Here is a 23,655-nt window from a genome sequence, read left to right as displayed (position 1 = left end):
TAAAACATGAACAAACATATTCATTTAGCGAATGCCGACGAAACCGTTAATTTAGGGCGGCAATTAGCCCAACTGTTAACGCCACCTTGTGTTATTTATTTAAAAGGTGATTTAGGCGCAGGCAAAACTACTTTATCGCGTGGCATAGTACAGGGCTTTGGATTTACAGGGGCTGTGAAAAGTCCAACTTATACTTTAGTCGAACCTTATGAGCTAGCTGAAGTCAATATATATCACTTTGATTTATACCGGTTAGCTGATCCTGAAGAGCTTGAATACATTGGTATTCGCGAATATTTTGATAATCGCAGTATTAGTATTATTGAATGGCCGGAAAAAGGTGCACAATGGTTGGCACAAGCGGATCTACTGGTTAATATGTACCATGAATCCGAACAACGCACGGTTGAAATTACAGCGCAAAGCTCAATCGGAGAGAAACTTTTACAACAGCTATAATGAACAGGTTTAATTTGACGATAAAAATAAAATATTTGTGGGTTGTTGTGGGCTGGTTATTAATTAATTTTACCAGCTTAGCGGCTAATCAAATTAATGGGGTTCGTGTTTGGCCTTCGCCTGATAGTACGCGGGTGGTATTTGACGTACAACAAACACCTAAGTTTAGTTATTTTTTCTTAGAAAACCCACATCGTTTAGTGATTGATTTACGAGACTTTAAGCAAAAGTTCAACCTATCATCGCTGGGTGATGTAGGCGATTTAATTAAGCGGGTTCGTTATAGCCGGCCAGAATATAAAAATTCACTTAGAGTCGTGTTAGATTTAAATAAACCTTTGCAAGCAGGATTATTCGCTTTAAGTCCGGTTGGTAATTACGGCAATCGTTTAGTCGTTGACTTAACAGATTCAAACGCTAAAACCAGTCAAGCCCCTAAAAAACAAGTGGTAAGTAACAGCAATCGAAATATTGTGATTGCTATTGATGCAGGTCATGGCGGTGAAGATCCGGGCTCTATTGGGCCAAGCGGTTTATATGAAAAGAAAGTCACTTACCAAATATCACGAAAGCTTGCTGATCTTATTAATAAAGAGAAAGGCTTATCAGCGGTATTGATCCGTACCGGTGATTATTATGTTGATGTTAATAAACGCTCAGAGATTGCCCGCCAAAAGAAAGCTGACTTATTAATTTCTATCCATGCAGATGCGTTTACTAACCCTCAACCCAGAGGGGGATCAGTTTGGATTTTATCATTAAGGCGCGCGAATACAGAGATTGGTCGTTGGTTAGAGCAAAAAGAACAACATTCAGAGCTGTTAGGCGGTGCAGGTGACATTATTAAGGATACCCAAAACGAAAAATATTTAGCGCAAGCCTTGCTAGATATGTCGATGGACCATTCTATGTCTAGCAGTTATTTATTAAGCCAAGAAGTGGTTCAGCATATGTCTGCTGTCACTCGTATGCATAAATCACATCCACAATCTGCAAGTTTTGGGGTGTTAAAATCACCTGATATACCATCTATTTTGGTTGAAACAGGGTTTATTTCAAACCCCACTGAAGAGCGTCAATTAAGCCAGAGAGAGCACCAATACAAATTAGCCCGTGCACTATTAAAAGCGGTTAAAAGCTTTTACCGTCAACACCCGCCAGAGGGCACTTTGTATGCCAATTTATACCGCAATAAAGATCACATTGTTGCCCGAGGTGAGTCTTTGTCTGTGATTGCGGCTCGATACGCCGTTAGCATTGTTCAACTTAAAAAAGCGAACAGTTTAAAGTCTGACACCTTACACATTGGTCAAACCTTAAAGATTCCTCAGTCATAATGGGCATTCAAATATTATCGCCTCAATTGGCGAATCAAATTGCTGCAGGCGAAGTGGTAGAACGCCCAGCATCAGTTGTTAAAGAACTCATAGAAAACAGTTTAGATGCTGGTGCAACGCAGATTGATGTTGAGATTGAGCGTGGCGGTAGTCAGCTCATCCGAATTCGAGATAATGGTTCTGGCATTAGTAAAGCAGAGTTAGGGTTGGCACTAAGTCGCCATGCGACATCAAAAGTCGCTACCTTGCTGGACCTTGAACAAATAATGAGTTTAGGATTCAGAGGTGAAGCCCTAGCCAGTATTAGCTCTGTTTCAAGGCTGACTTTAACATCAAAAACTCAAACCCAAAATGAAGCTTGGAGCGCCTTGGCTGAAGGCAGAGACATGGCGGTTAATATTCAACCTGCAGCGCACCCAACCGGTACCTGTGTTGAAGTTGCTGATTTGTTTTTTAATACGCCCGCTCGAAGGCGTTTTTTAAGAACGGATAAAACTGAGTACGCACATATAGACGAAGTTATTCGGCGAGTGGCGCTTAGCCGATTTGATGTACAAATTAAGTTATCTCATAATGGTACACTTCAGCGTCATTATCGAATTGCTAGAAACGAATCAGGACAGCACCGCAGAATTGCGGCCATTTGCAGTAAAAACTTTATTGATAACGCAATTAACATTAATGCCGATTATGATGGTATTCAATTAACCGGCTGGCTAGGTTTGCCTACCACAGCGCGTAATCAAGCCGATATGCAGTATTGTTATATTAATGGCCGCATGATGCGAGATAAACTGATTAATCATGCCATCCGGCAAGCTTATACGGATAAAATTCCGACAGATTTATATCCGGCATATGTTTTGTATATTCAAATAGATCCTAAACAGGTTGATGTAAACGTGCATCCTTCGAAACACGAAGTTCGCTTTCATCAAGCGCGTTTAGTACATGATTTTATTTTTCAAAGCTTAGAACGTAGTCTGCAACAAGGCATAGAGCAGCAAACGTTAGACTCAATCACAGATTCTGAACTAGCCTCTTCGCCAACTGAACCCGCAGGCTCTGAACGCTTTGATACAGCTCATTCTGGGGCAGATCATTCTGAAGCAGATAGCTTTAATACAACGGCCGCTGAAATGGTGACTAACCCTTTGTCTCAAGCGGCAGTCTCAGAAGTGCCAGTTCAGCAATATCAGACGAAGCCTGCTCAGCCATTAAGTAATTCCACAGACTATGACAATACATCATTATTTAACAACTTAAGTGAAGGCGCTAAAAAATTATTTCCGGGGCAAACTCAGCCCACACGCGCTCAAACTCAGTTTTTAGCATCAAACCGAACCGCAAAAACTGAAACGGATAAAAATTTATCAGCTCAAATGATGCAATATAAGAACTTATTGCAATCAGACCCCTCTAAGCAAAGCATTAGGGCTAAACACCCCTCTAAAAATAAAGAACAAACGGCAGAAGGTATCAACAACGATTGGCAATTAGTGATGCCCATAGCACAAGCATTTATCTTAGCTAGCTGGCATGATAATTTATATTTACTCAAAGCTGATGAACTGTATGGCGCAGCATTAGCGGCTAAATTGAAAAATAATTACGTGCAAGCTCAACTGATTAGTCAGCCACTATTATTGCCAGTTGCGATTAAATTAAATGAGCAACAAAGTGAATTATTAACAGATAAACGAACCTGCTTAAATAAACTGGGTATTGTGACTGAAGAAAATCGCAACCATGCACTTATTGTTAAAAAAGTACCAGCTATGTTTCGTGAGTTGGATTTAGCCCGACTGATTGCCAATTGGTTAACAGAATACAAGCTGGATGATCATGCATTGGATGATTTTCCAAAACAAGCTGCTTTTTTACTTACTTTTAAAGCTTCGCAATGCCAAACGCTTGAATTAGAGAAAATCAGACCTATATTTAACGAATGGAAACAATTTGACCCAGTTACCATGCAGCAATGGCTACTAAAACATAGTAAAATAATTGATATATCTAAGGTGATTGGAAATTGGTAATGGGCGATACACAAGCCATTTTTTTAATGGGGCCAACAGCCTCAGGTAAAACAGCTTTGGCGATAGACTTATGCCAGCAATTTTCGTGTGAAATTATTAGTGTTGATTCGGCGTTGGTTTATCAAGGGATGGACATAGGCACTGCAAAACCAGACGCCGCTGAACTTGCAGTTGCACCGCATCATTTAATTGATTTTTTAGATCCAAGTCAGGCTTATTCAGCGGCTGACTTTAGAGCAGATGCATTAGCTTTAATTGAAAAAATTCATGCCAAAGGCAAGATACCGCTTTTTGTAGGCGGTACTATGTTATATTTCAAAGCTTTATTAGACGGTTTATCGAATTTGCCAGCAGCCGATGATACTATACGCCAGCAAATCGCTAAACAAGCGGAGCAAATCGGTTGGCATGGGCTACATCAGGAGTTAAGTCAATACGATCCTGAATCTGCAAAACGAATTCATCCGAACGATCCTCAAAGGATCAACCGAGCGGTAGAAGTTTATCGGTTAACTGGAAAAAGTTTAACTGAGCTAACTCAAGACAAAGGTGAAGCTTTTCCTTATAGCGTTAAGCAGTTCGCAATTGCACCAGATAATCGAGAAATTTTACACAAAAGAATTGAACAGCGCTTTTTGCAAATGCTAAAAGCTGGGTTTGAAGAAGAAGTTAGAACATTGTATCAAAGAGGTGATCTTCATCCTGATTTACCGTCTATACGTTGTGTAGGATACCGGCAAATGTGGGACTACCTAGATAATAAAATTGACTATGATGAAATGGTCTTTCGCGGAATAGTGGCAACGCGACAATTAGCTAAGCGTCAATTAACCTGGCTTAGAGGTTGGTCAGATGTTATTTGGTTAAACAGCACGCATGATGACTTGTTGCAAAAAACTATTTCTGGTTTAAATTTAAATAGCGCTAGTTAATTAAAGCATTAACTACTAAAATGCTGAAATAAAAACAATAAGGAGCCGATTATGGCCAAAGGACAATCGTTACAAGACCCTTTTTTAAATGCTTTACGTAGAGAAAGGATCCCGGTTTCTATCTATTTGGTAAATGGGATCAAACTGCAGGGACAAGTTGAATCATTTGATCAATTTGTTATCCTGTTAAAAAATACGGTAAGCCAGATGGTATATAAGCACGCGATTTCAACGGTTGTACCATCACGACCTTTCCAAACGAACCCTAATACTCAAACGAGTTATAACAACGAATCAGAAGGCGAATAAATTAATGGTAGAACGGAGATTATTGCTTGTTTGATAGATATAAAGCAGGTGAGCAAGCTGTACTCGTTCATGTTGATTTAGATGACGAAGTAGCCAGAGAAGATTTAGAAGAACTTAAATTGTTAGTATCATCAGCAGGCGTGCAAACGCTTGCTGTAGTTACGGCATCTCGAGCAAAGCCTGATCCCAAATTTTTTATTGGCACAGGTAAAGCCGAAGAAGTTCAGCAGACCGTCAAGGCTCTAGAGGCAAACGTGGTTATATTTAACCATGCACTAAGCCCGTCGCAAGAAAAAAGCCTTGAAGCAATTTTTAAATGTCGAGTATTAGACCGAACCAGTTTAATATTGGATATTTTTGCCCAACGTGCCCGAACGCACGAAGGCAATTTGCAGGTTGAATTGGCTCAGCTTAAACATATCTCAACCCGATTAATTCGAGGTTGGACTCACCTTGAAAGACAAAAAGGCGGTATCGGTTTACGTGGCCCGGGTGAAACCCAGCTTGAAACGGATAGACGGTTAATTCGAGGACGAATCAAAAACATACAAAGGCGACTTGAAAAAGTTGAAAAACAACGTAATCAAGGTCGACGCTCGCGTAAACGTTCAGATATTCCAACCGTTTCATTAGTGGGTTATACCAACGCAGGTAAATCAACGTTATTCAACCGAATAACCGAAGCAGAAGTGTATGCGGCAGACCAATTATTTGCCACGCTTGACCCCACTTTGCGTAAAATTGAAATTGAAGATGTGGGGAAAACAATATTAGCCGACACAGTTGGCTTTATTAGACATTTACCGCATGATTTAGTCGCAGCATTTAAAGCTACTTTGCAAGAAACCCGAGACGCTGATGTACAATTGCATGTCATTGACGTTGCTGATGAGCGCCGGGGTGAAAACATTGAAGCCGTTAATAAAGTATTAGAAGAAATTGAAGCAGATGATGTGCCTCAAATTCTAGTATACAATAAAATAGATCAGCTAGAAGATATCAAACCCCACATCGATCGAGATGATGAAGGGAACATTATTCGCATATGGCTATCAGCGCAAACAGGCGAAGGGTGCGAGCTATTATTACAAGCGCTTACTGAAAGCTTAGCTCGTAAAATGGTAGAGTTTACACTTTCTATTCCACCTTCAGAGCAACAATGGCGCGGTATTTTATTTGGCTTAAATTGCATTGAAAATGAATCTTATACTGAAGAAGGGAACTGGTTAGTTGATATACGCTTACCCACAGATGAGTGGAATCGTTTATTAAAAAATAACCAAGACCAATTAAACAAGTTTATTATTAATTAAATAGTTGGAGTGTCTCATGGCCTGGAACGAACCGGGTAATAGTAACAATAAAGATCCCTGGGGTAATAAAGGGGGGAAAGACCAAGGTCCACCTGATTTAGATGAAATATATAACGACACCATGAACAAAATCCGTAAGGCTTTTGGCGGTAAAGGTGGCAATAATAATTCGTCTGGAAATAAAAGTGGCGGCGGCTTTAGTAGCGCTGGTCTGATTTTAGTTGCGGTTATCCTTTTATTAGTATGGGCTTATTTAGGCCTATCGACCATTAAAGAAGCAGAGCGTGGTGTAGTACTACGATTTGGTCAATTCCACAGCATTATAGATCCCGGTTTACAATGGCAGCCTGCATTTATTGATGAAGTCACTGCAGTGAATGTTGAAAGCATCTCATCTTTAACCTCTAGCGGTAAAATGCTAACTAAAGATGAAAATGTGGTTTTAGTTGAGATGGAAGTTCAATATCGCATTGAAAATCCGCGTAACTTCTTATTTAGTGTGACCGAGCCGATTTATAGCTTACGTCAGGCAACGGATAGTGCGCTGCGTTATGTAGTGGGTCATTCTACTATGGATAACGTTTTAACCACAGGTCGTGAAGAAGTTCGTCAAGCAACTTGGCGTCAACTTGAAGAAACCATTGAAAAGTATCACCTTGGTTTACAAGTTGTCGATATGAACTTTTTAGCGGTTCGCCCACCAGAGCAGGTTAAACCAGCGTTTGATGATGCAATTGCTGCTCAGGAAGATGAAAACCGTTATATCCAAGAAGCTCAAGCTTACGCCAAAGCGCGTGAACCAGAAGCTCGTGGTATAGTTCGTCGAATGGAAGAAGAAGCAAAAGCTTATAGTTCTCGCGTTGTGCTAGAAGCTCGAGGTGAAGTCGCTCGTTTTGAAAAGCTACTACCAGAATATGAAGCAGCTCCACAAGTAACTCGTGAGCGTTTATACATAGACACGATGGAAGAAGTGTACAGTAACACGACTAAAGTATTACTGGATTCTGAAGGCAGCGGTAACATGATTTATCTACCGTTAGATAAAATTATGGATAAGCAACGACAAGCAGGCGTTAAAACAGACAAAAATGCGCCGCCTGAATCGGGCCAATATTCACCGCCTGTTAATCAATCTTCTGGTTCTTCTCGGGGCTCAGGTATTCGAGATTCAAACCGCTTTTCGGGAGGTCGATAAGTAATGAAAAATTTAGCTATCGCAGTGGCCGTTATCTTGAGCATAGTGCTTTATTCATCGGTATTTGTTATTCATGAAAGCCAGCGTGGCATCGTTATTCAATTTGGTAAAGTGAAGCGCGACAGTCAAAATACAACGGTTATTTATGAACCAGGTTTGCATTTGAAAATACCTTTAATTGAAAAGGTTCGAATTTTAGATGCACGAATTCAAACGTTAGATGGTGAAGCAGATCGTTTTGTAACATCAGAGAAAAAAGATTTAATTGTTGATTCGTATGTTAAATGGCGAATTAGAGACTTTGAAACTTATTACCTGAAAACCAGCGGTATTAAAACAAACGCCGAATCATTACTTGACCGTAAATTTAGCAATGGGTTACGGAGTGAAATAGGTGCACGTACTATTGCTGAAATCGTTTCAGGTGAACGTAACGAACTCATGGAAAAAGCCTTGTCATTACTAGCAGAAAGCGCTGATGAGTTGGGTATTGAAGTGGTTGACGTTCGAGTTAAAAAGATTAACTTACCAGAAGAGGTAAGCAGCTACATTTACGATAGAATGAGAGCTGAACGAAATGCGGTTGCCGCAGAGCATAGATCTCAAGGTAAAGAACAAGCTGAGTTCATTAAAGCTGATATCGACTCTCGTATTACCATAATGATTGCTGATGCTGAGCGTGAAGCCAGAGCCTTACGAGGTCAAGGTGATGCGCAAGCTGCTAAAATTTATGCTGATACTTACAATAAAAATGCAGAGTTTTATTCGTTTTTACGTAGTCTAGATGCATATAAAGCCAGCTTTAAAGATAAAGGTGATGTATTGTTAGTTAAACCTGACAGCTCATTCTTTAAATACATGAAGCAAACAAACGCTGATTAAAGTTTACGATTATTTAATTTAAGCGCCATTATGGCTATTAAAACCCCGACTTAGCTCGGGGTTTTTTGTATCAACAAACAGGTACCGCGCATGGACTTTTTTAAATTGTTAGCTTTAGTATTAATTATTGAAGGAATAGGGCCATTTTTAGTGCCTAAAGCCTGGCAAGATTATTTACGCCAGTTATCAAACATGCCAGAAAATCAATTAAGATGGGTTGGTGGTGTGTTGCTTATCATAGGCGCTATTTTGCTTTTTTTAAATTAAGTTACGACTGACCACTCGTTAACATCAGGTATTAATCATTTTAACAAAATGTTTTGACATGTTGAATTCACTCTAAATCAGCCAATTAAAACTAAAAACCCATAAAAGCTGAAAAATTATTCACATTATTTAATGATCTTAGCAGCACAAATTGGTAGAATCCGCGGCCTGCTTTTATGAAAAGACACAAGAATCATGGGTAAAAACGTCGTAGTACTAGGCACCCAATGGGGTGATGAAGGAAAAGGTAAAGTAGTAGATTTACTTACCGACAAAGCTGCATATGTAGTTCGCTATCAAGGTGGCCACAATGCGGGTCATACTTTAATTATTGACGGTGAAAAAACTGTCTTACATCTAATTCCATCAGGTATTTTACGTGACAACGTAACTTGTATCATTGGTAATGGGGTTGTTTTATCTCCCGAAGCTTTGCTTGAAGAAATGAACAAACTTAAGCAACGTGGCGTGAAGGTAGAAGAACGCTTAAAAATCAGTGAAGCATGTCCATTGATTCTGCCTTACCATGTTGCGCTTGATCAAGCACGCGAAATTGCGCGTGGCAACAATAAAATTGGTACAACAGGTCGTGGCATTGGTCCCGCATACGAAGATAAAGCGGCCCGTCGTGGTTTACGTGTTGGCGATTTATTCTGTGAAACTCAATTTTCTGAAAAATTAAAAGAAGTACTTGAGTACCACAACTTTACCTTAGTTAATTATTATAAAGTTGAGCCTGTTTCGTACGAAGAAGTACTTGAAGCGGCTAAAACTTATCGTGACATTTTAACTAATATGGTTGTTGATGTAACTGAAGTTTTAGACCAAGCTCGTAAAAATGGTGAATCTATCTTATTTGAAGGCGCCCAAGGCACTTTATTAGATATTGACCATGGTACATACCCATTTGTTACATCATCAAATACGACAGTAGGCGGCGTTGCAACAGGTTGTGGTTTTGGCCCTTGTTACTTAGATTACGTATTAGGCATTATTAAAGCTTATACCACACGTGTTGGTTCAGGCCCTTTCCCTACAGAGCTTTATGATGGGCTTGATAAGCAAGATCCAGTTGGTAAACATTTAGGCGATAAAGGCCATGAATTTGGTGCGACTACAGGTCGTTTACGTCGTACTGGTTGGTTAGATGCGGTTGCGATGCGCCGCGCTGTGCAAATTAACTCAATTACTGGCTTTTGCTTAACTAAACTTGATGTTTTAGATGGCTTAAAAGAAGTTAAAATTTGTATTGGCTACAAAGACGAAAATGGCAAAGTAAGCACAGTACCGCCAATGGCAGCAGAAGGTTATGAAAAAGTAACACCTGTTTATGAATCAATGCCAGGCTGGAACGATAACACTTTTGGTGTGACTGAATACGATAAATTACCTCAAGCAGCGAAAGATTATATCAAGCGCATAGAAGAGATTTTAGAAGTGCCAATTGATATTATCTCGACAGGCCCAGATCGTAATGAAACAATGATTGTGCGAAACCCATTCGCAGAATAAACTCAATTAAATATTGAATAAATTAAAAGCCAGTTTAATAACTGGCTTTTTTGTTTTTAATCCTACTTAGCTAAGAGTGATCCACCATGGTTTTATACGCCGGCGCAAAAAAGAGCACTAAACCTCAATATGCAACAGTTCAGCACATTTTAAGCCGTAACCCAGACAGGATAGCCGAAGCGCAAAAGCAGCTTGAAAAGGGTGCTAAATTTGAAATGCTGGCCCGAAAATATTCAAATTGCCCTAGTGCTAAAAAAGGCGGAGATTTAGGCGAATTTAAGCGCGGTGTTATGGTAAAACCATTTGAAAACGCCGTATTTAACGGAAAAATAGGCGAAATAGTCGGCCCAATTAAAACCAAATTCGGCTACCACCTCATCAAAATCAACTTTCTAAGGTAGGTCGGATAAGCGCGTAGCGCGCATCCGACGATGTCGGCATAAGTTTAAAAAGTAGGTGAGGCCGAGCGCAGCGAACCCCAAAAATCGATTTTAATAATGCACGAGCCTATATTGATTCTATAATGATATAGCAGGTTAATTAAAAAAGAATTTAAAGGTGCATTATCGAAGATGTTTTGTAGAAGCGAAGGCGGTATTTGGCAAAGACGTTATTGGGAACATTTAATTCGAGCATTCATAAACACATTAAATTGGCGTAATTCGTGTAGGTCGGTTTAGCGCCGTGGGCGCGTAAGCCGACATAAACAAACATCATGAATAAGCGAGAATCAGATCCTTATCAAGGTATGATTGAAGATCTGTTAATTAATAAGACAAAGCAGACAAACCAGGAAAGTAAAACTAAAGCCCGTTGAGTTGGGTTAGACCTTGCTGAGCCTATAAAAATAAAGTTGCAATAACTATGCTCATTGGCTTAAATTACCGTTAATACAACGCGAAAATTCAAGTTAAATGGATTGATAAGACTTAAACAACAAGGAAATAACCTGCCATGCTAGTTGAGCTTAAAAAAGCAAATTACTCTAGCCTATGTAGCATAAATCAAACCAGATAACAGCGTAGTTTACCCGTTCAACAAATGATTCATTCACACAAACTACGTGTGCATGAATACTAAAGTGTTAGCAGTCAAGGATAAGTATGAAGTTTTCCCATAGATTTGGATTCGACCCTGAATATAAAAATGAACCTATCAGTAACGATGCCCCAAAGTGGTTAAAAAACCTATTTTTCCTAAACATCCTAGAGCCACTTTTATATATTGATGGCGATAGTCGTCAGAAAAACACTGAATCAAAACCTATTGGAATAAAAGACTTAATTGGAAGGTTGTGCGCTGAAAACGGACAAGAAACTGATTCTGAAGATTATGATTCATGGACTTGTTGGGATTCACTAAAGTGCAGAATTACAGGGTTAGAGTGGTATCAATTCTATGATTTTGTGGAAATTGTAGCTATAAAAGTTAAAGAAAAAGAAATCGATTATAACACTACTTTCGATAGCTCACGCTTTGAATCATTTCTATTTCCCTCATATAGACAAAAAGTAAATGAGCTGTTCTCTCAACATAAAATACAATGGAAATTAAATGAAGCAGGTAAGTTACAAACATCACTTCCTAAAGATCTTGAAACTAGAGTATCAGCTATAGATTCTGCTTTACAGGACAAGTTTGAACCTGCACGAGTACATTACTCTAAAGCTCGTTCTTTCATTTTGAGCCCAAGTAAGGATCCTGAAAACTCAATTAAGGAATCTGTCAGTGCTGTTGAAAGTGTTTGTAAAGCTATTTACCCTAACTGCGCAACACTAGGTAATTCATTAAAAGCGATGAAAAAAGAAAAGCTTATTTCTCCTATGCTAATCACTGTTTTTGAGAAATTTTATGCTTATACGAATGCAGAACCAGCAGTAAGGCATGGTAGTGATAAAATGTCAGGTGTTGATGAAATGGATGCTGAATTAGCGTTACATATGTCAGCGGCTTTTATCAGAACTATAATTGCTAGGAAGCAGTAATTGGCTGCTAATCGGGTAGCCAAGAGTACTAGCCTTTAACCCCCACTACACACTGCATGCGGGACCTCGGAGGGCGTTTCATCTAACAATTATTTAGGATAATGGACTTTTATCCATCCGTCTCTGAGTGAATATAGTCCCTCGTTTTTCAGATAATTTGAGTTTAATGCCTGTTGAATACCGGATGTTTTAGAGCTGCGCCAAGGCTCTTTACTTGAGCTGTTTTTTTAGGTAAATAGGTTAACACGGAGAATTATGAATACATCAAAAGATAAAATTGATAAAAAGTTTTTAATTCGAGACAACTCAATATTGCTCATTGTTGCTTTAGTGTTTTCCGTATTGACATACTTCAATATCGTTGATGGTTATGCTTTAGGGCGTAATGGCAGATATTACTTATCAGAAGAGCCATTAATGTTTTATATTGTTGTAGCTCCTAAAATTATTGTTTCTTTTATATGTTTTTACTACTCAGTAAGAAATTACTTAAAGTTCAGGGTGTAATTTACCTAATAAATCAGAATAGGTTACGCGAAGTCGCAACTTAATCCTATTGTTGGGCCGTTTCTCTGCATCCTGCAGTCACAGCATTAGTGCACCCTTGCACGTCACAAGCCAGCAATTTAAAAGCCAGCTATCTATAAAAAATAATAAAAAACAGTCAGTTATTTATTTTTTCTTTGAGCTCTCTGTTTTTTATTAATAAAGTTTTTCATCATGGCAGTCATTTAGTTGATATGTTTAGTGTCGTGTATGGATTAGTTGCTGACTGGTGAGATTTGGCCGTATTGGAATAGATTTTAGCATAGTGTTGTAATTGAACCGTCTGACCAATGGAATGGCTAAAATTTGTTTCAATGGCATTGGCAAATTCAAGCCAAGATTCATCCGTTAAGCCCAATCGTTGGATAATGGAAGGGATATTAGATTGAATAAACCCACGTTTATTCTGCTGGATTTGACGACCGGTCCAATCGACTAATTCTACATAATCAATTAACGAAAATGGAATATGACTGGTATCCCGTTTAAAGTTAGGTGCCAATTCTTGATTTGATTTAACAAAGGGTAATAACTCAGCTTTACGAACCGGATTTAATAGGTGTGCCTGTCTTATGGGTTCCCCATGGTTTGACTTTGAGCGTATGTCGTGGTTATAACAAACAACTTATCAGTCCCATAGTAGGGCGTAAACGCTCCTTTTTAAATTCACAACTTGTGAACTTTCCTCGTAGGTGCTATATTCACATATAGTGAACTTAGGGGTGTTTATGCACGTAATATCAAGAAAACCATTTAGTGATGCTGCGAAAAAATATCCGAATGATGCTGCAGCAATTGATGCATTATATAAATCATTAAAAAATAATAATTTTTCAAATCCACTGGAGATGAAAAATTTTTATCCAAGCTTAGACAACTTTAAATATAAAGATAAGTGGTATGTTCTTGATATCGGTGGGAATAATTTACGATTAATGACTTTTATCGAGTTTCGAGATAATAGAATGTTTGTTAAGTATATTGTTCCTCATGCAGAATATGACAAGCTATGCACCAAATACGCAAAGGAGTCGAAATGAAAAATTTTAATCAAATTAAATCAACAGCATTACAATTATTTTCAATGGCTAGTTTTGTTAGTCATATTTCAACAGAAGAAGAATATACTGAAGCTTTGGCGTTAATGGAAGATCTTATTAAAGAGTACGATATTTACAAACCATTAATTGAGGTTTTAGAGGTATCTATCGAGCGTTGGGAAGACAGTGCAGATGAATTTGCAGAGTTTAATGCTCGTATTGAGAATTTAGATGATGGGGTGGCAACACTGCGTGTATTAATTGATCAGTATCAACTTAAAGCTGATGACCTAAAAGATGTCATTGGTGGTAAAAGTTTGGTTTCAATGATCCTTAACGGTTCTCGTAAGCTGACAAAAGAGCATATTCAAGCCATTTCATCTAAATATAATATCAGCCCTGCATTGTTTTTTGGCTGCGTTTAACAAATGCATCAACACGATTTGCTGCATTCAGCGTTCTAGATTTTTTTGGTTTACCGTATTAAGTGGTAAATTTGGCTTAATTTGCATAGTAGCAAGCCTATCAGGCGGGCGTTATAACTACTTTAAGAGGATAATAATAAATAAGAATAGGTTGCGTGAAGCCGCAACTTAATCATATTGTTGGGCTGAACAAAGTGAATCCCAACAATACGATTTAACACCACCAAATGTTGGGATTCGCCTAGGCTCGTTCCAACCTACAGCGCGTGAAGATTTGAGTTGCGGAAGAATGAGTTATCGAAGTTGGATTATTTCAACAAATTGGCCGGTGAATATTGGTCGGTTAATAATTCGCTGTCTTCATCCCAGTTGATCTTATCTGTGATCTCGCTTGATACGTCTGAATAATCAACTGAAAACTGCGCTAGGGTTTGCTCTAATGCCGGGGTGATCGTTCGTGGAAAATCAAAGGCTTCGCAATTACAGGCGTATATAATGCGGTTGCCTTTAGTTGGGGTCTGGTAGGTATATAATTTGCTAAATACAGCTTGGTAGGTGACTGATTCGTAATCATACAAATCACTGGTACTAAAAGTGTTAGCGGTGACTAAGCCATTTTTGGGTAAGAGCTTTTTAACTTCAGTCAAAAATTCTTTGGTCATTAAATGCTCGGGAATATAATCACCATTAAAGGCATCTAAAATAATCCAATCAAATTTTTGCTTGTTTAGTAGCGCTCGCTTTACATAAACACGGGCATCTTTAATTTCGGTTTTAACTTGGTTGTTTTCCTGATAATCAAAGTATTCAACTGCAAGGTCTTTTACCACAGGGTCGATATCAACTGCGATAATTTCACTATTTGGCGAAATTTGGTGTAGCACGTTAGATAAAGTGCCACCACCTAACCCTAAAATAAGGATACGCTCTGGTGCTGGGTTGTGTGATAAGCCGGCCAAAGTACCGTGCGCATATTCAAACACCAAGTTGTTTTTGTCGTCTAAATCAATACAGGTTTGATTGCTTACTTGGCGTCTGCGGGTTTCAAAGCGCATACAGCGAATATTGTCATCTTGAGTGATAACCACGTTGCGATAAATTGAACGTGATTTATGTATTTGTTCAGCGTTTAATAAAAAATACGGCTGTATGGTGATGACCAAAATAATAAAGCGTAAAAGCATAAAAAATCCTTTTAAATTATTGGTTAGAAACGGCTGCGTTTAAATTTGGTTTGTTGGTACTTTTATTGAGTAATACCGAGTGGCAAAAAGCAATTAAACCGGCACTTAATAAAATGCTAAAGATGAGCCATAAAATTTGATTTACTTCCATCCAAAGCACTAAATAAAAAGAGGTCATAATGGTGCCTATTGCGCTGCCCAGGGTAGAAACAAAATATAAAAAGCCCGCGGTTTGGCCTGATGAGTCGGCCGATACGGTTAATAGCCTAACTGAGTAAGGCGCTATCATGCCTAAAATAATGCTGGGGATTAAAAATACTAAACTGGCGGCTACCAGAGACCCGTATCTTGGGTCTTCAATATATTGAAACACAAATTCAAATAAAGGCTCTGCAAAATAAATTGCGGGCAATAAACTGATCGCCGCGCTAATAAATATTATCGCAAATTTATTTAAATTAGGTGAATTGAGCGACAGCTTACCACCTATTAAATAACCCAAGGATAATGCCAACATAAATACGGTAATAATACTACCCCATACATAAACACTGCTGCCAAAAAATGGCGCTAACATTCGACCACCTAATAATTCAAAAGACATGATTGAAAAGCCAGCACAAAAGGCTAATAAAATAATGACAAGTTTACGCATTGTTGGTTTCGACTCACTAGAATTTATTGTAGAGATATTGAGCTTAAACAATTGAATAATCAAACACAAATTTAACATTAAGTTACTGAGGTTTATTAATTTGTAACTGGGCGTTTTATTGCTTGTCTTCCTTGGTTACTTACTGTACTATTCGCGGCCTCAAATCAGTCACTATTCACAGTTCCTTGCCTCCATAGGCAGTTTGACTGAGCTGTTCTCGGGGCTAACTAACCGTAAGGAGCAACAATGCGTCATTACGAAATCGTATTTATGGTTCACCCAGACCAAAGTGAACAAGTTGCTGGCATGATTGAGCGCTATTCAGGCATCATCACTAATGCTGGTGGACAAATTCACAGATTGGAAGACTGGGGTCGTCGTCAATTAGCTTATCCAATCGAAAAATTGCATAAAGCTCACTATGTTTTAATTAATGCTGATGCCACTACTGCTGCAATGGAAGAGCTTGAAACCGCTTTCCGTTTCAACGATGCAGTATTACGTAACATCATTATGCGTACTAAAACTGCCGTTACTGAAGCTTCACCTATGGCGAAGAAAGAAGAAACAGGTCGTGGTCGTCCAGAGCGTAGTGAAAAAGCTGAAGAAAGCAAGGCTCAAGCTGCTGAATAAGCGTGTTTGAGAATAGCTTGGTTATAGCTGGCCAAATTGCCAGTCAACCGGTTAGAAAAACCAGCCCAGCCGGCATTGAACATTGTTATCTGGTGTTAGAGCATAGCTCTGAGCAATTAGAAGCAGGTTTAGTCAGACGAGTTTGGTGTAAAATCCGAGTGATAGCAAGCGGACAACCTATAACAACGCAAACCAACAATTTACAGTTAGGCATGGCAATTAGAGTAACAGGTTTTATCCAGCGCCAAGAAATGGCAAGTGGTGTTGCTCAGCTAGTTATACATGCCAAACAAATTGAAAGATTAGATTAGGAGAAAGCCAATGGCTCGTTATTTCAGACGTCGTAAATTCTGCCGCTTCACGGCTGAAGGCGTTAGCGAAATCGATTATAAAGATATCGCTACTTTAAAAAACTATGTGACTGAAAGTGGCAAAATTGTCCCTAGCCGCATTACAGGTACCAGTGCTAAGTATCAACGTCAATTAGCTCGCGCAATCAAACGTGCTCGCTACTTGTCTTTATTACCGTACACTGATTTACACGCTTAATCGCTAAGTTTAATAGTTATTTTAAGGTAGCAAGATGAACATCATTCTTCTCGATAAAATTGCAAACTTAGGTACGCTTGGCGACCAAGTTTCAGTTAAAGCTGGTTATGCTCGTAACTTCCTTTTCCCTCAAGGAAAAGCAGTACCTGCAACCAAAGCAAATGTTGAACACTTCGAGCAGCAACGCGCTGAACTTGAAGCTAAATTAGGCGAAGTATTAGCCGCAGCAGAAGCTCGCGCTGAGAAAGTCGCTGAATTATCTAGCGTTACTATTGCTTCTAAAGCGGGTGACGAAGGTAAATTATTCGGTTCTATCGGTACTCGCGATATTGCTGATGCAATTACTGCAGCTGGTGTTGAAGTTGCTAAATCTGAAGTTCGTTTACCAACTGGTACTATCCGTACTACTGGTGAGTTCGATATCGATTTACAATTACACGCAGACGTTTTTACAACTATCAAGCTAGAAGTTATTGCTGAAGCTTAATAGCTAGATACCCTGTACCCAAGATTCAAGAAACCCTGAAAACACCGTTTTGCTGAACGGTGTTTTTGTTTTTATACCTACTTTTTCTGATTAGCTTACCCTTGCTTTTTATAATGCATTTTTAGTTTACCTATTAAGTCTATGCCAAAATGTTATAGCATCACATTTGCCCCTGTGTTATATTATAACCTATCAAAAGCGGGAGTTTAAAAATGCAATCTGATTTAAATCAAAATAATAGATTAGACAAAATGGGCATCACAGTTGCGACTGTATGCGCTATTCATTGTGTATTTTTGCCTCTATTAATTCCTGTATTGCCCTTGATTGGTTTGTCATTTATTGGCGAACATGTATTTGAAGATATTGTTTTAGCTATCTCTATGGTCGCAGGGTTTATTGCGCTTTATACTGGTTATCAACGTTATCATAAAAGGCTTTACCCGCTTTATTGTCTTGCGTTAGGCGGTTTTATTTATTCATTCAAAGACTCTTTTGGTGAGGGACTTCACCCTTATTTAATTGGTGTCGGTGCGGGTTTAATTGTCTTTGCACATATTATGAATGTGAAATTATGCCGTAGCTGTAAAAGTTGTTAAGTGCGGCGTGAGTTTATTATCTCCTGAAATTAAATCATATTTTTAGTCGTTTCTTCCGGTCTGTTACCCAATTTAAATTCAATTAAGTTTTTATTTTTGTTTATTCACGTAAAACACCTCGAAATTTTCTTATAATTTACCTACACTCAGTGCAGGATGAATAATAATTAAAGCGAGGGAGATTTTTGGCTGTGGTGAAGAATAAACCGGTATTTTCACGAATTAAACGGCAATATAAATTAGTAATAGTTTTGCTAATTTTATCAATCAGTGCCTCTACTGTTGCCTCTTTATATGTACTTTACCAACAAACCAAATTTGCCTCTTATATTAATTTAGCAGGTCGACAGCGAATGTTGTCGCAAAAAATTAATCTACAAGCTTATCAAATATTAGATCTGCGCCAACGAAACTTAGATACTGTTAATGTGCCGGATATTAAAAATACCTTAGCAGAATTTAACCTGGGCTATTTAAAACTAACTCAAGCAAGCGCATTAACTATTTTATCTGATGAAAACCAACTGAAAGTAAATCAATTTCAAACGCCTTCCGTGCGCTCTATTCAGTCCTTTGTTGAGCAGCTTTCAGCCGATGTTCAATTATTTTTAAATCAAGGTTCATCTGAACAGCGTGATTATCAAATATTATTTAATAGCAATAAGTTAGAGCAGCTTTTGATCGCTTTGGAACAAGTGGTAACTGTTTATCAGCAGCAAGCTGAAAATATGCAATTTGTACTTAAAGTAACTTTATTGGCGATATGGCTGATCACTTTGATATTGATCGTTTTAATTGTGGTTTATATTGTAAAACCGACTCAAGCGCAAATTGTTCGCTTATTTAAACGCCAAGAGCGTAGCGCTAATCAGCTTATTATCGCTAAAGAGCAGGCCGAGCATGCCAATAGTGTAAAATCTCAATTATTAACCAACATTAGCCACGAAGTGAGAACTCCGCTAAATGGGGTTTTAGGCATGTTAAATATCATGAAAAACCAACGCCATTTTGATGCTCTGCATGTACAAAAAGCAGAGCAATCTGCCCTAGATTTAATGGCTATTTTGGATTTTATTTTAGAGTTTGCCGATTTAGAGCAAGATAAAGTCGTTATTTATCATAAGTCGTTTTCATTTACTCAATTGCTATCGGATAAACTCGAATTGTGGCGCGCCCAAGCTAACGCTAAAGGTTTAGAGTTAGAAATGAATATTGCAGCTAACGTGCCTTGCCGATTTGAAAGTGACGTGAAAGCACTTGACTCTATTTTAAGTAACTTATGCTCTAACGCTTTAAAGTTTACCGAAATAGGCCATGTTATTATTGATATCCAGTTACTTAATACGCCAACAGAGCAATCTACTGATGGGGTGTTAATATTAAAAATTACGGATACAGGCGTTGGTATGCCAAACGATATGGTCAATGGGGCGTTTGATGCGTTTAATCAACAAAGCAAAGGCTTAGCGCGTAATTATGCTGGCTGCGGTATTGGTTTATCTATTGTTAAAAAGCTCGTTCAATTATTATCTGGTGAAATAGCAATTGAAAGTCAGTTAGGTAAAGGCACTTGTGTTGTGGTTTCAATACCAATTGGCTTGGCGGCTAATAACTCGGTGACAATTAATAAAGATTTACTTGAACAGCATAAACCTATTCAGTTAATTTCAAATAACCAAGTGCTGCAGCATCACTATAGTTGTTTAGCTCAACAGTTGGGTGTCTCTCTGAGCATAATTGAAAATTACGCTGAAATAGAAAGCGCATTATCTAAAAATTTTCAGGCCTATGTTTTATTCGATTTGGCTTTATTAAAAATGAATCCTCAGCTAAACCCTCCTTCAAGCTGGGCGTTGCTCAATACGCATAAGCATCAATCTAATGGTCTTTTTAATTCTGTGCCTGCTTTTTTAAGCGCACAACAATTAGCGGCGTATTTATTAGGTAAAAAACAACAACCTAATACGGCTCATTGGCCAGGTAAACGTATTTTGGTGGTGGAAGACAACGAAATTAATCAAGAAGTCATTCAAAATTTATTAGAAGTGGTTGAGTTAGAAGTGGATATTGCAGCTGATGGCTATCAAGCGATAGAAAAAGTACAGCAGCATCATTACTCACTGATTTTAATGGACTTACAAATGCCTAAGTTAGATGGCTTGTCTGCTACCAAACAGATCCGTGAATTAACACTCAGTCATCAACCTCCGATAGTTGCATTAACCGCTCACGCACTCAGAGCTGATGAACAAGCTTGCTACGATGTAGGAATGGATAGCTTTTTAACAAAACCGATAAATGCAGATAATTTGTACAATGTATTACGGCGCTTTTTGACGGTTTAAAATAAATTAAGCTTAATTTAAGCTTTTTTGCTGTTTTTATAAATTAATCAATTCAGTTTGTTTGCTCATGTGACAACTTTGTGAAAGAATCAGAGCATACACAAGATTTAGAATGTGAGTTAAGTCGTGATAGATGCCGATGGTTATCGTGCCAATATCGGCATAGTGATTTGCAATCGATATGGTCAGGTTTTTTGGGCAAGGCGTTATGGACAACATTCGTGGCAATTTCCTCAAGGTGGTATGGACGAAGGGGAAAGCGCGGAACAAACAATGTACCGTGAATTGTACGAAGAAGTAGGCTTGCGTGAAAAAGATGTCGAGGTGATGTACTACACTCGAAACTGGCATAAATATCGGTTACCGAAAAGATTAATCCGAAAAGACTCAAATCCAGTTTGCATCGGGCAAAAACAAAAATGGTTTTTGTTGAGGTTGCGCTGTGCGGAGAGTAAAGTTAATTTGTTAAGTTCAAATCATCCTGAATTTGACGAATGGCGTTGGGTTAGTTACTGGTATCCAGTGCGTCAAGTTGTATCTTTTAAACGAGACGTATACAGAAAGGTAATGAAAGAATTTGCATCAATTGCTATGCCACATAAACGTTACAACAAAGACAATAAAAAGCGGAGACATTACCGAAAATGTTGACAATACTCAAACGCATTGTTGATGAAGTTAACCGCCAGCCAGTGCTGGAAAAAGCGCTTGCAAAAGTGGCTCAAATGGTTAAAGAATCAATGCAAACTGAGTGTTGCTCTATTTATTTATCTGATGATGAAAATCGCCATCATTTGCTAATGGCAAGTGATGGCCTTGCCTTAAATGCGATAGGTTCTGTCGCTATTCGGTTTGATGAAGGTTTGGTTGGTTTAGTTGGCGAAAAAGAAGAGCCAGTTAATATTGCCAATGCACGTTCTCATCCCCGGTTTTTAGTTACCCCCCAAGTTCACGAAGATGCCTATAATGCCTTTTTAGGGGCACCAATTATACACCAACGTAAAGTATTGGGTGTTATTAGTGTGCAGCAGTTTAAAGCAGGTTTATTCGACGAAAGTGAAGTTGCTTTTTTAGTGACATTAGCTGCTCAATTAGGGGCGGCAATTGCCCAGGCAGAAGCACGAGAAGCAATAGATAGAGCTGAAAACCCGGCGTTAAAAACACGGTCTAAATCTCTTAAAGGGGTTGGTGGTGCTAATGGTGTGGCGATAGGTTCTGCTTTTATTATTCAGCCACAGGTGAGTTTTACCTCGATTGTGCCAAAGCGCACACATAATATTGCGCGTGAAATTATTCGCTTTAAACAAGCAGTCAAAAAAACCCAACAAGAGCTAAAAGTATTATCGGGTAAAATGACGCAAATATTGCCAAGCGATACTTCAGCAATATTTGATGTATACCACCACATGCTTAATGACGATTCTTTGGGTGAAAAAGTCCAAGAGCAAATTCATAGTGGGTGGAACGCCGCCACTGCGCTTAAAATTGTAATTGAATCTATTTGTAGTGAATTTGAGCAAATGGAAGATAGTTACATTCGTGAGCGAGTAACTGATATTCGAGATATTGGCCAGCGAGTACTTGGTAACATAGTAGCAAAAGAGCTGGCTCGGCGTGCACTGCCTGATGAACTTATTTTAGTTGCCGAAGAAGTCACCGCTTCTATGTTAGCTGAGTTACCCAGAGAAAAATTAGTTGGTATTTGCTCAATTAAAGGCTCAAATAATTCTCATGCAGCCATTTTGGCTAGAGCATTAGGTATACCCGCGGTAATGGGGGTAGAAGAACTCCCTCTCAATAATTTAGATGGTCGTAAAACCATTATTGATGGTTACAGCGGGCATGTGTTTTTCAACCCTGACGCTGTAGTTACCCGAGAATATCGAAGTTTACAAGTGCAAGAGCAAGCACTTGATTCTATGGTTCAAACCATAGCGTCTGAAGATGCTTGCACCGCAGATGGTGTGCCTTTATCTTTAAGTATTAATACGGGGTTAGCGGCTGATTTTGAAGTGGTTAGAGGGATTAAAGCTGATGGTATAGGCTTATATCGAACTGAAATTCCATTTATGGTTCGAAGTTGTTTTCCATCAGAGCAAGAGCAGTTTTTATTGTACGAACGTGCGCTTGACGCTTACCCAAATAAACCTATTAGCATGCGTACGTTAGATGTGGGCGGCGATAAACCTTTGCCTTATTTTCCAATTACTGAAGATAATCCATTTTTGGGGTGGCGTGGTATTCGGATGACTTTAGATCATCCAGAGATCTTACTGGTTCAGGTAAGAGCGATGCTCAGAGCTAATATTGGACGGGGGAATTTACAAATTCTGCTGCCTATGATTACCTCTGTAGCCGAAGTTGAAGAGTCTTTGCGTTTAATTGAGCAAGCTCATTATGAGCTTTGTGAAGAAATGGAAATGCAAATTGAGCGACCAAAAATAGGGGTCATGCTAGAAGTTCCCGCAACCATTTATCAGATTGGATTATTATCTAAAATGGTAGACTTTTTCTCTGTGGGTAGTAATGATTTAACTCAGTATTTATTGGCCGTTGATCGTAACAACCCTAGGGTTGCTAACCTTTATGATTATTATCATCCTGGGGTTCTTGAAGCTTTACACTATATTATTCACCGTTGTCACAAACATTCGATACCCGTTAGTATTTGCGGTGAAATGGCAGGCGAGCCAATTGGTTTATTACTGTTGCTTGCGATGGGATATCGTCACTTTAGTATGAATGCTCAAAACTTGCTTAAAGCAAAATGGATTTTAAAGCACTTAAGTATCACTCAAGCAGAGTCTTTGTTGGCTCAAATTAGTGATATGTCTTCACCGCAGCAAGTTCGAAACTCAGCAATAAAAATGCTAGATGAACTTGGGTTAAGCGGTTTTATTCGTGCTGGTAAATAAAATTGCTGTTGCTTTTATTATCATTGTCATTTTAACGCGCTAATTTA

General features: G+C 38.7%; 26 protein-coding genes. 23 read left to right on the top strand and 3 right to left on the bottom strand.

The features are described from left to right. The first annotated feature begins 6 nt into the window (after positions 1-6). The 13 genes from tsaE (at position 7) to OLW01_RS12305 (ending at position 12,737) form a co-directional block, all read left to right on the top strand. The gene (gene tsaE / locus OLW01_RS12365; RefSeq protein WP_268074226.1) at positions 7-459 is read left to right on the top strand and encodes a tRNA (adenosine(37)-N6)-threonylcarbamoyltransferase complex ATPase subunit type 1 TsaE; all 453 of its coding nucleotides are present in this window, start codon (positions 7-9) and stop codon (positions 457-459) included. Continuing rightward, complete coding sequence (locus OLW01_RS12360; protein WP_268074224.1) at positions 459-1,796, top strand: N-acetylmuramoyl-L-alanine amidase; 1,338 nt, start codon at positions 459-461, stop codon at positions 1,794-1,796. The genes tsaE and OLW01_RS12360 overlap by 1 nt, the downstream gene beginning before the upstream one ends. Continuing rightward, positions 1,796-3,835, top strand: coding sequence for a DNA mismatch repair endonuclease MutL (gene mutL, locus OLW01_RS12355; RefSeq protein WP_268074223.1), 2,040 nt, complete (start codon positions 1,796-1,798; stop codon positions 3,833-3,835). Before OLW01_RS12360 ends, mutL begins: the two co-directional genes overlap by 1 nt. Beyond that, the gene (gene miaA / locus OLW01_RS12350; RefSeq protein ID WP_268074221.1) at positions 3,835-4,767 is read left to right on the top strand and encodes a tRNA (adenosine(37)-N6)-dimethylallyltransferase MiaA; all 933 of its coding nucleotides are present in this window, start codon (positions 3,835-3,837) and stop codon (positions 4,765-4,767) included. The genes mutL and miaA overlap by 1 nt, the downstream gene beginning before the upstream one ends. Before the next feature lie 51 nt (positions 4,768-4,818). Continuing rightward, positions 4,819-5,076 (top strand): RNA chaperone Hfq, encoded by a 258-nt coding sequence (gene hfq, locus OLW01_RS12345; RefSeq protein WP_268074219.1) that lies wholly within the window; start codon positions 4,819-4,821, stop codon positions 5,074-5,076. A 26-nt stretch (positions 5,077-5,102) separates the two neighbouring features. Further along, on the top strand, positions 5,103-6,389 hold the full coding sequence (hflX, locus tag OLW01_RS12340) for a ribosome rescue GTPase HflX (RefSeq protein WP_268074218.1): 1,287 nt from the start codon (positions 5,103-5,105) through the stop codon (positions 6,387-6,389). Between the two features lie 16 nt (positions 6,390-6,405). Further along, entirely contained in the window at positions 6,406-7,584 is a 1,179-nt protein-coding gene (gene hflK / locus OLW01_RS12335) for an FtsH protease activity modulator HflK (protein WP_268074216.1), read from the top strand. Between the two features lie 3 nt (positions 7,585-7,587). Beyond that, positions 7,588-8,466, top strand: coding sequence for a protease modulator HflC (gene hflC, locus OLW01_RS12330; RefSeq protein ID WP_268074215.1), 879 nt, complete (start codon positions 7,588-7,590; stop codon positions 8,464-8,466). A gap of 90 nt (positions 8,467-8,556) precedes the next feature. Continuing rightward, the gene (locus tag OLW01_RS12325) at positions 8,557-8,733 is read left to right on the top strand and encodes a DUF2065 domain-containing protein (protein WP_268074214.1); all 177 of its coding nucleotides are present in this window, start codon (positions 8,557-8,559) and stop codon (positions 8,731-8,733) included. 195 nt (positions 8,734-8,928) lie between these two features. Beyond that, complete coding sequence (locus tag OLW01_RS12320; RefSeq protein WP_268074213.1) at positions 8,929-10,245, top strand: adenylosuccinate synthase; 1,317 nt, start codon at positions 8,929-8,931, stop codon at positions 10,243-10,245. Positions 10,246-10,331: 86 nt separating this feature from the next. Beyond that, positions 10,332-10,646: a peptidylprolyl isomerase gene (locus tag OLW01_RS12315; RefSeq protein WP_268074212.1), complete on the top strand. Its 315-nt coding sequence runs from the start codon at positions 10,332-10,334 to the stop codon at positions 10,644-10,646. Positions 10,647-11,348: 702 nt separating this feature from the next. Further along, complete coding sequence (locus OLW01_RS12310; protein ID WP_268074211.1) at positions 11,349-12,230, top strand: AbiJ-NTD4 domain-containing protein; 882 nt, start codon at positions 11,349-11,351, stop codon at positions 12,228-12,230. A 255-nt stretch (positions 12,231-12,485) separates the two neighbouring features. Continuing rightward, complete coding sequence (locus tag OLW01_RS12305; RefSeq protein WP_268074210.1) at positions 12,486-12,737, top strand: hypothetical protein; 252 nt, start codon at positions 12,486-12,488, stop codon at positions 12,735-12,737. Between the two features lie 220 nt (positions 12,738-12,957). On the opposite strand, the gene OLW01_RS12300 is transcribed toward OLW01_RS12305, so the two are convergent. Beyond that, a complete protein-coding gene (locus OLW01_RS12300) occupies positions 12,958-13,278 on the bottom strand; it encodes a hypothetical protein (protein ID WP_268074209.1) in 321 nt (106 codons plus the stop codon). Between the two features lie 226 nt (positions 13,279-13,504). Between OLW01_RS12300 and OLW01_RS12295 the strand changes: the two genes are divergently transcribed. Further along, on the top strand, positions 13,505-13,816 hold the full coding sequence (locus tag OLW01_RS12295) for a type II toxin-antitoxin system HigB family toxin (RefSeq protein ID WP_268074208.1): 312 nt from the start codon (positions 13,505-13,507) through the stop codon (positions 13,814-13,816). Further along, positions 13,813-14,241 (top strand): helix-turn-helix domain-containing protein, encoded by a 429-nt coding sequence (locus OLW01_RS12290; protein ID WP_268074207.1) that lies wholly within the window; start codon positions 13,813-13,815, stop codon positions 14,239-14,241. The genes OLW01_RS12295 and OLW01_RS12290 overlap by 4 nt, the downstream gene beginning before the upstream one ends. A 308-nt stretch (positions 14,242-14,549) precedes the next feature. Here OLW01_RS12290 and OLW01_RS12285 read toward each other — a convergent pair whose 3' ends face one another. Both OLW01_RS12285 and OLW01_RS12280 read right to left on the bottom strand, forming a co-directional pair. Continuing rightward, positions 14,550-15,425: a spermidine synthase gene (locus OLW01_RS12285; protein ID WP_268074206.1), complete on the bottom strand. Its 876-nt coding sequence runs from the start codon at positions 15,423-15,425 to the stop codon at positions 14,550-14,552. Positions 15,426-15,441: 16 nt separating this feature from the next. Next, positions 15,442-16,080 carry a fused MFS/spermidine synthase gene (locus tag OLW01_RS12280; RefSeq protein WP_268074205.1) on the bottom strand — a complete coding sequence of 213 codons (639 nt, stop codon included), beginning with the start codon at positions 16,078-16,080 and terminating at the stop codon, positions 15,442-15,444. A 246-nt stretch (positions 16,081-16,326) separates the two neighbouring features. Between OLW01_RS12280 and rpsF the strand changes: the two genes are divergently transcribed. The 8 genes from rpsF (at position 16,327) to ptsP (ending at position 23,608) form a co-directional block, all read left to right on the top strand. Beyond that, positions 16,327-16,713 (top strand): 30S ribosomal protein S6, encoded by a 387-nt coding sequence (rpsF, locus tag OLW01_RS12275; protein ID WP_268074204.1) that lies wholly within the window; start codon positions 16,327-16,329, stop codon positions 16,711-16,713. A gap of 2 nt (positions 16,714-16,715) precedes the next feature. Then, positions 16,716-17,024 carry a primosomal replication protein N gene (gene priB, locus OLW01_RS12270; protein WP_268074203.1) on the top strand — a complete coding sequence of 103 codons (309 nt, stop codon included), beginning with the start codon at positions 16,716-16,718 and terminating at the stop codon, positions 17,022-17,024. Between the two features lie 10 nt (positions 17,025-17,034). Then, complete coding sequence (gene rpsR / locus OLW01_RS12265; protein WP_017443714.1) at positions 17,035-17,262, top strand: 30S ribosomal protein S18; 228 nt, start codon at positions 17,035-17,037, stop codon at positions 17,260-17,262. A gap of 34 nt (positions 17,263-17,296) precedes the next feature. Next, the gene (gene rplI, locus OLW01_RS12260) at positions 17,297-17,749 is read left to right on the top strand and encodes a 50S ribosomal protein L9 (RefSeq protein ID WP_268074202.1); all 453 of its coding nucleotides are present in this window, start codon (positions 17,297-17,299) and stop codon (positions 17,747-17,749) included. A 212-nt stretch (positions 17,750-17,961) separates the two neighbouring features. Continuing rightward, positions 17,962-18,348, top strand: a complete 387-nt coding sequence (locus OLW01_RS12255; protein ID WP_268074201.1) for a MerC domain-containing protein — start codon at positions 17,962-17,964, stop codon at positions 18,346-18,348. A gap of 191 nt (positions 18,349-18,539) precedes the next feature. Continuing rightward, positions 18,540-20,693, top strand: a complete 2,154-nt coding sequence (locus tag OLW01_RS12250) for a response regulator (protein ID WP_268074200.1) — start codon at positions 18,540-18,542, stop codon at positions 20,691-20,693. 126 nt (positions 20,694-20,819) lie between these two features. Beyond that, the gene (rppH, locus tag OLW01_RS12245; RefSeq protein ID WP_268074199.1) at positions 20,820-21,344 is read left to right on the top strand and encodes an RNA pyrophosphohydrolase; all 525 of its coding nucleotides are present in this window, start codon (positions 20,820-20,822) and stop codon (positions 21,342-21,344) included. After that, positions 21,338-23,608, top strand: coding sequence for a phosphoenolpyruvate--protein phosphotransferase (gene ptsP / locus OLW01_RS12240; RefSeq protein WP_268074198.1), 2,271 nt, complete (start codon positions 21,338-21,340; stop codon positions 23,606-23,608). Before rppH ends, ptsP begins: the two co-directional genes overlap by 7 nt. The last annotated feature ends 47 nt before the right edge of the window (positions 23,609-23,655 follow it).

The organism is Catenovulum adriaticum (assembly GCF_026725475.1).
Taxonomy (GTDB): Bacteria; Pseudomonadota; Gammaproteobacteria; order Enterobacterales; family Alteromonadaceae; genus Catenovulum; species Catenovulum adriaticum.
The sequence above is the reverse complement of the archived record's forward strand: the minus strand, read 5'-3'. Positions and strand labels throughout refer to the sequence as shown.

Excerpts from the sequence above, each read along its gene's own strand:
- tsaE (WP_268074226.1), top strand. The coding sequence starts at position 7 with ATGAACAAACATATTCATTTAGCGAATGCCGACGAAACCGTTAATTTA.
- OLW01_RS12360 (WP_268074224.1), top strand. The coding sequence starts at position 459 with ATGAACAGGTTTAATTTGACGATAAAAATAAAATATTTGTGGGTTGTT.
- mutL (WP_268074223.1), top strand. The coding sequence starts at position 1,796 with ATGGGCATTCAAATATTATCGCCTCAATTGGCGAATCAAATTGCTGCA.
- miaA (WP_268074221.1), top strand. The coding sequence starts at position 3,835 with ATGGGCGATACACAAGCCATTTTTTTAATGGGGCCAACAGCCTCAGGT.
- hfq (WP_268074219.1), top strand. The coding sequence starts at position 4,819 with ATGGCCAAAGGACAATCGTTACAAGACCCTTTTTTAAATGCTTTACGT.
- hflK (WP_268074216.1), top strand. The coding sequence starts at position 6,406 with ATGGCCTGGAACGAACCGGGTAATAGTAACAATAAAGATCCCTGGGGT.
- hflC (WP_268074215.1), top strand. The coding sequence starts at position 7,588 with ATGAAAAATTTAGCTATCGCAGTGGCCGTTATCTTGAGCATAGTGCTT.
- OLW01_RS12325 (WP_268074214.1), top strand. The coding sequence starts at position 8,557 with ATGGACTTTTTTAAATTGTTAGCTTTAGTATTAATTATTGAAGGAATA.
- OLW01_RS12320 (WP_268074213.1), top strand. The coding sequence starts at position 8,929 with ATGGGTAAAAACGTCGTAGTACTAGGCACCCAATGGGGTGATGAAGGA.
- OLW01_RS12315 (WP_268074212.1), top strand. The coding sequence starts at position 10,332 with ATGGTTTTATACGCCGGCGCAAAAAAGAGCACTAAACCTCAATATGCA.
- OLW01_RS12310 (WP_268074211.1), top strand. The coding sequence starts at position 11,349 with ATGAAGTTTTCCCATAGATTTGGATTCGACCCTGAATATAAAAATGAA.
- OLW01_RS12305 (WP_268074210.1), top strand. The coding sequence starts at position 12,486 with ATGAATACATCAAAAGATAAAATTGATAAAAAGTTTTTAATTCGAGAC.
- OLW01_RS12295 (WP_268074208.1), top strand. The coding sequence starts at position 13,505 with ATGCACGTAATATCAAGAAAACCATTTAGTGATGCTGCGAAAAAATAT.
- OLW01_RS12290 (WP_268074207.1), top strand. The coding sequence starts at position 13,813 with ATGAAAAATTTTAATCAAATTAAATCAACAGCATTACAATTATTTTCA.
- OLW01_RS12285 (WP_268074206.1), bottom strand. The coding sequence starts at position 15,425 with ATGCTTTTACGCTTTATTATTTTGGTCATCACCATACAGCCGTATTTT.
- OLW01_RS12280 (WP_268074205.1), bottom strand. The coding sequence starts at position 16,080 with ATGCGTAAACTTGTCATTATTTTATTAGCCTTTTGTGCTGGCTTTTCA.
- rpsF (WP_268074204.1), top strand. The coding sequence starts at position 16,327 with ATGCGTCATTACGAAATCGTATTTATGGTTCACCCAGACCAAAGTGAA.
- rpsR (WP_017443714.1), top strand. The coding sequence starts at position 17,035 with ATGGCTCGTTATTTCAGACGTCGTAAATTCTGCCGCTTCACGGCTGAA.
- rplI (WP_268074202.1), top strand. The coding sequence starts at position 17,297 with ATGAACATCATTCTTCTCGATAAAATTGCAAACTTAGGTACGCTTGGC.
- OLW01_RS12255 (WP_268074201.1), top strand. The coding sequence starts at position 17,962 with ATGCAATCTGATTTAAATCAAAATAATAGATTAGACAAAATGGGCATC.
- ptsP (WP_268074198.1), top strand. The coding sequence starts at position 21,338 with ATGTTGACAATACTCAAACGCATTGTTGATGAAGTTAACCGCCAGCCA.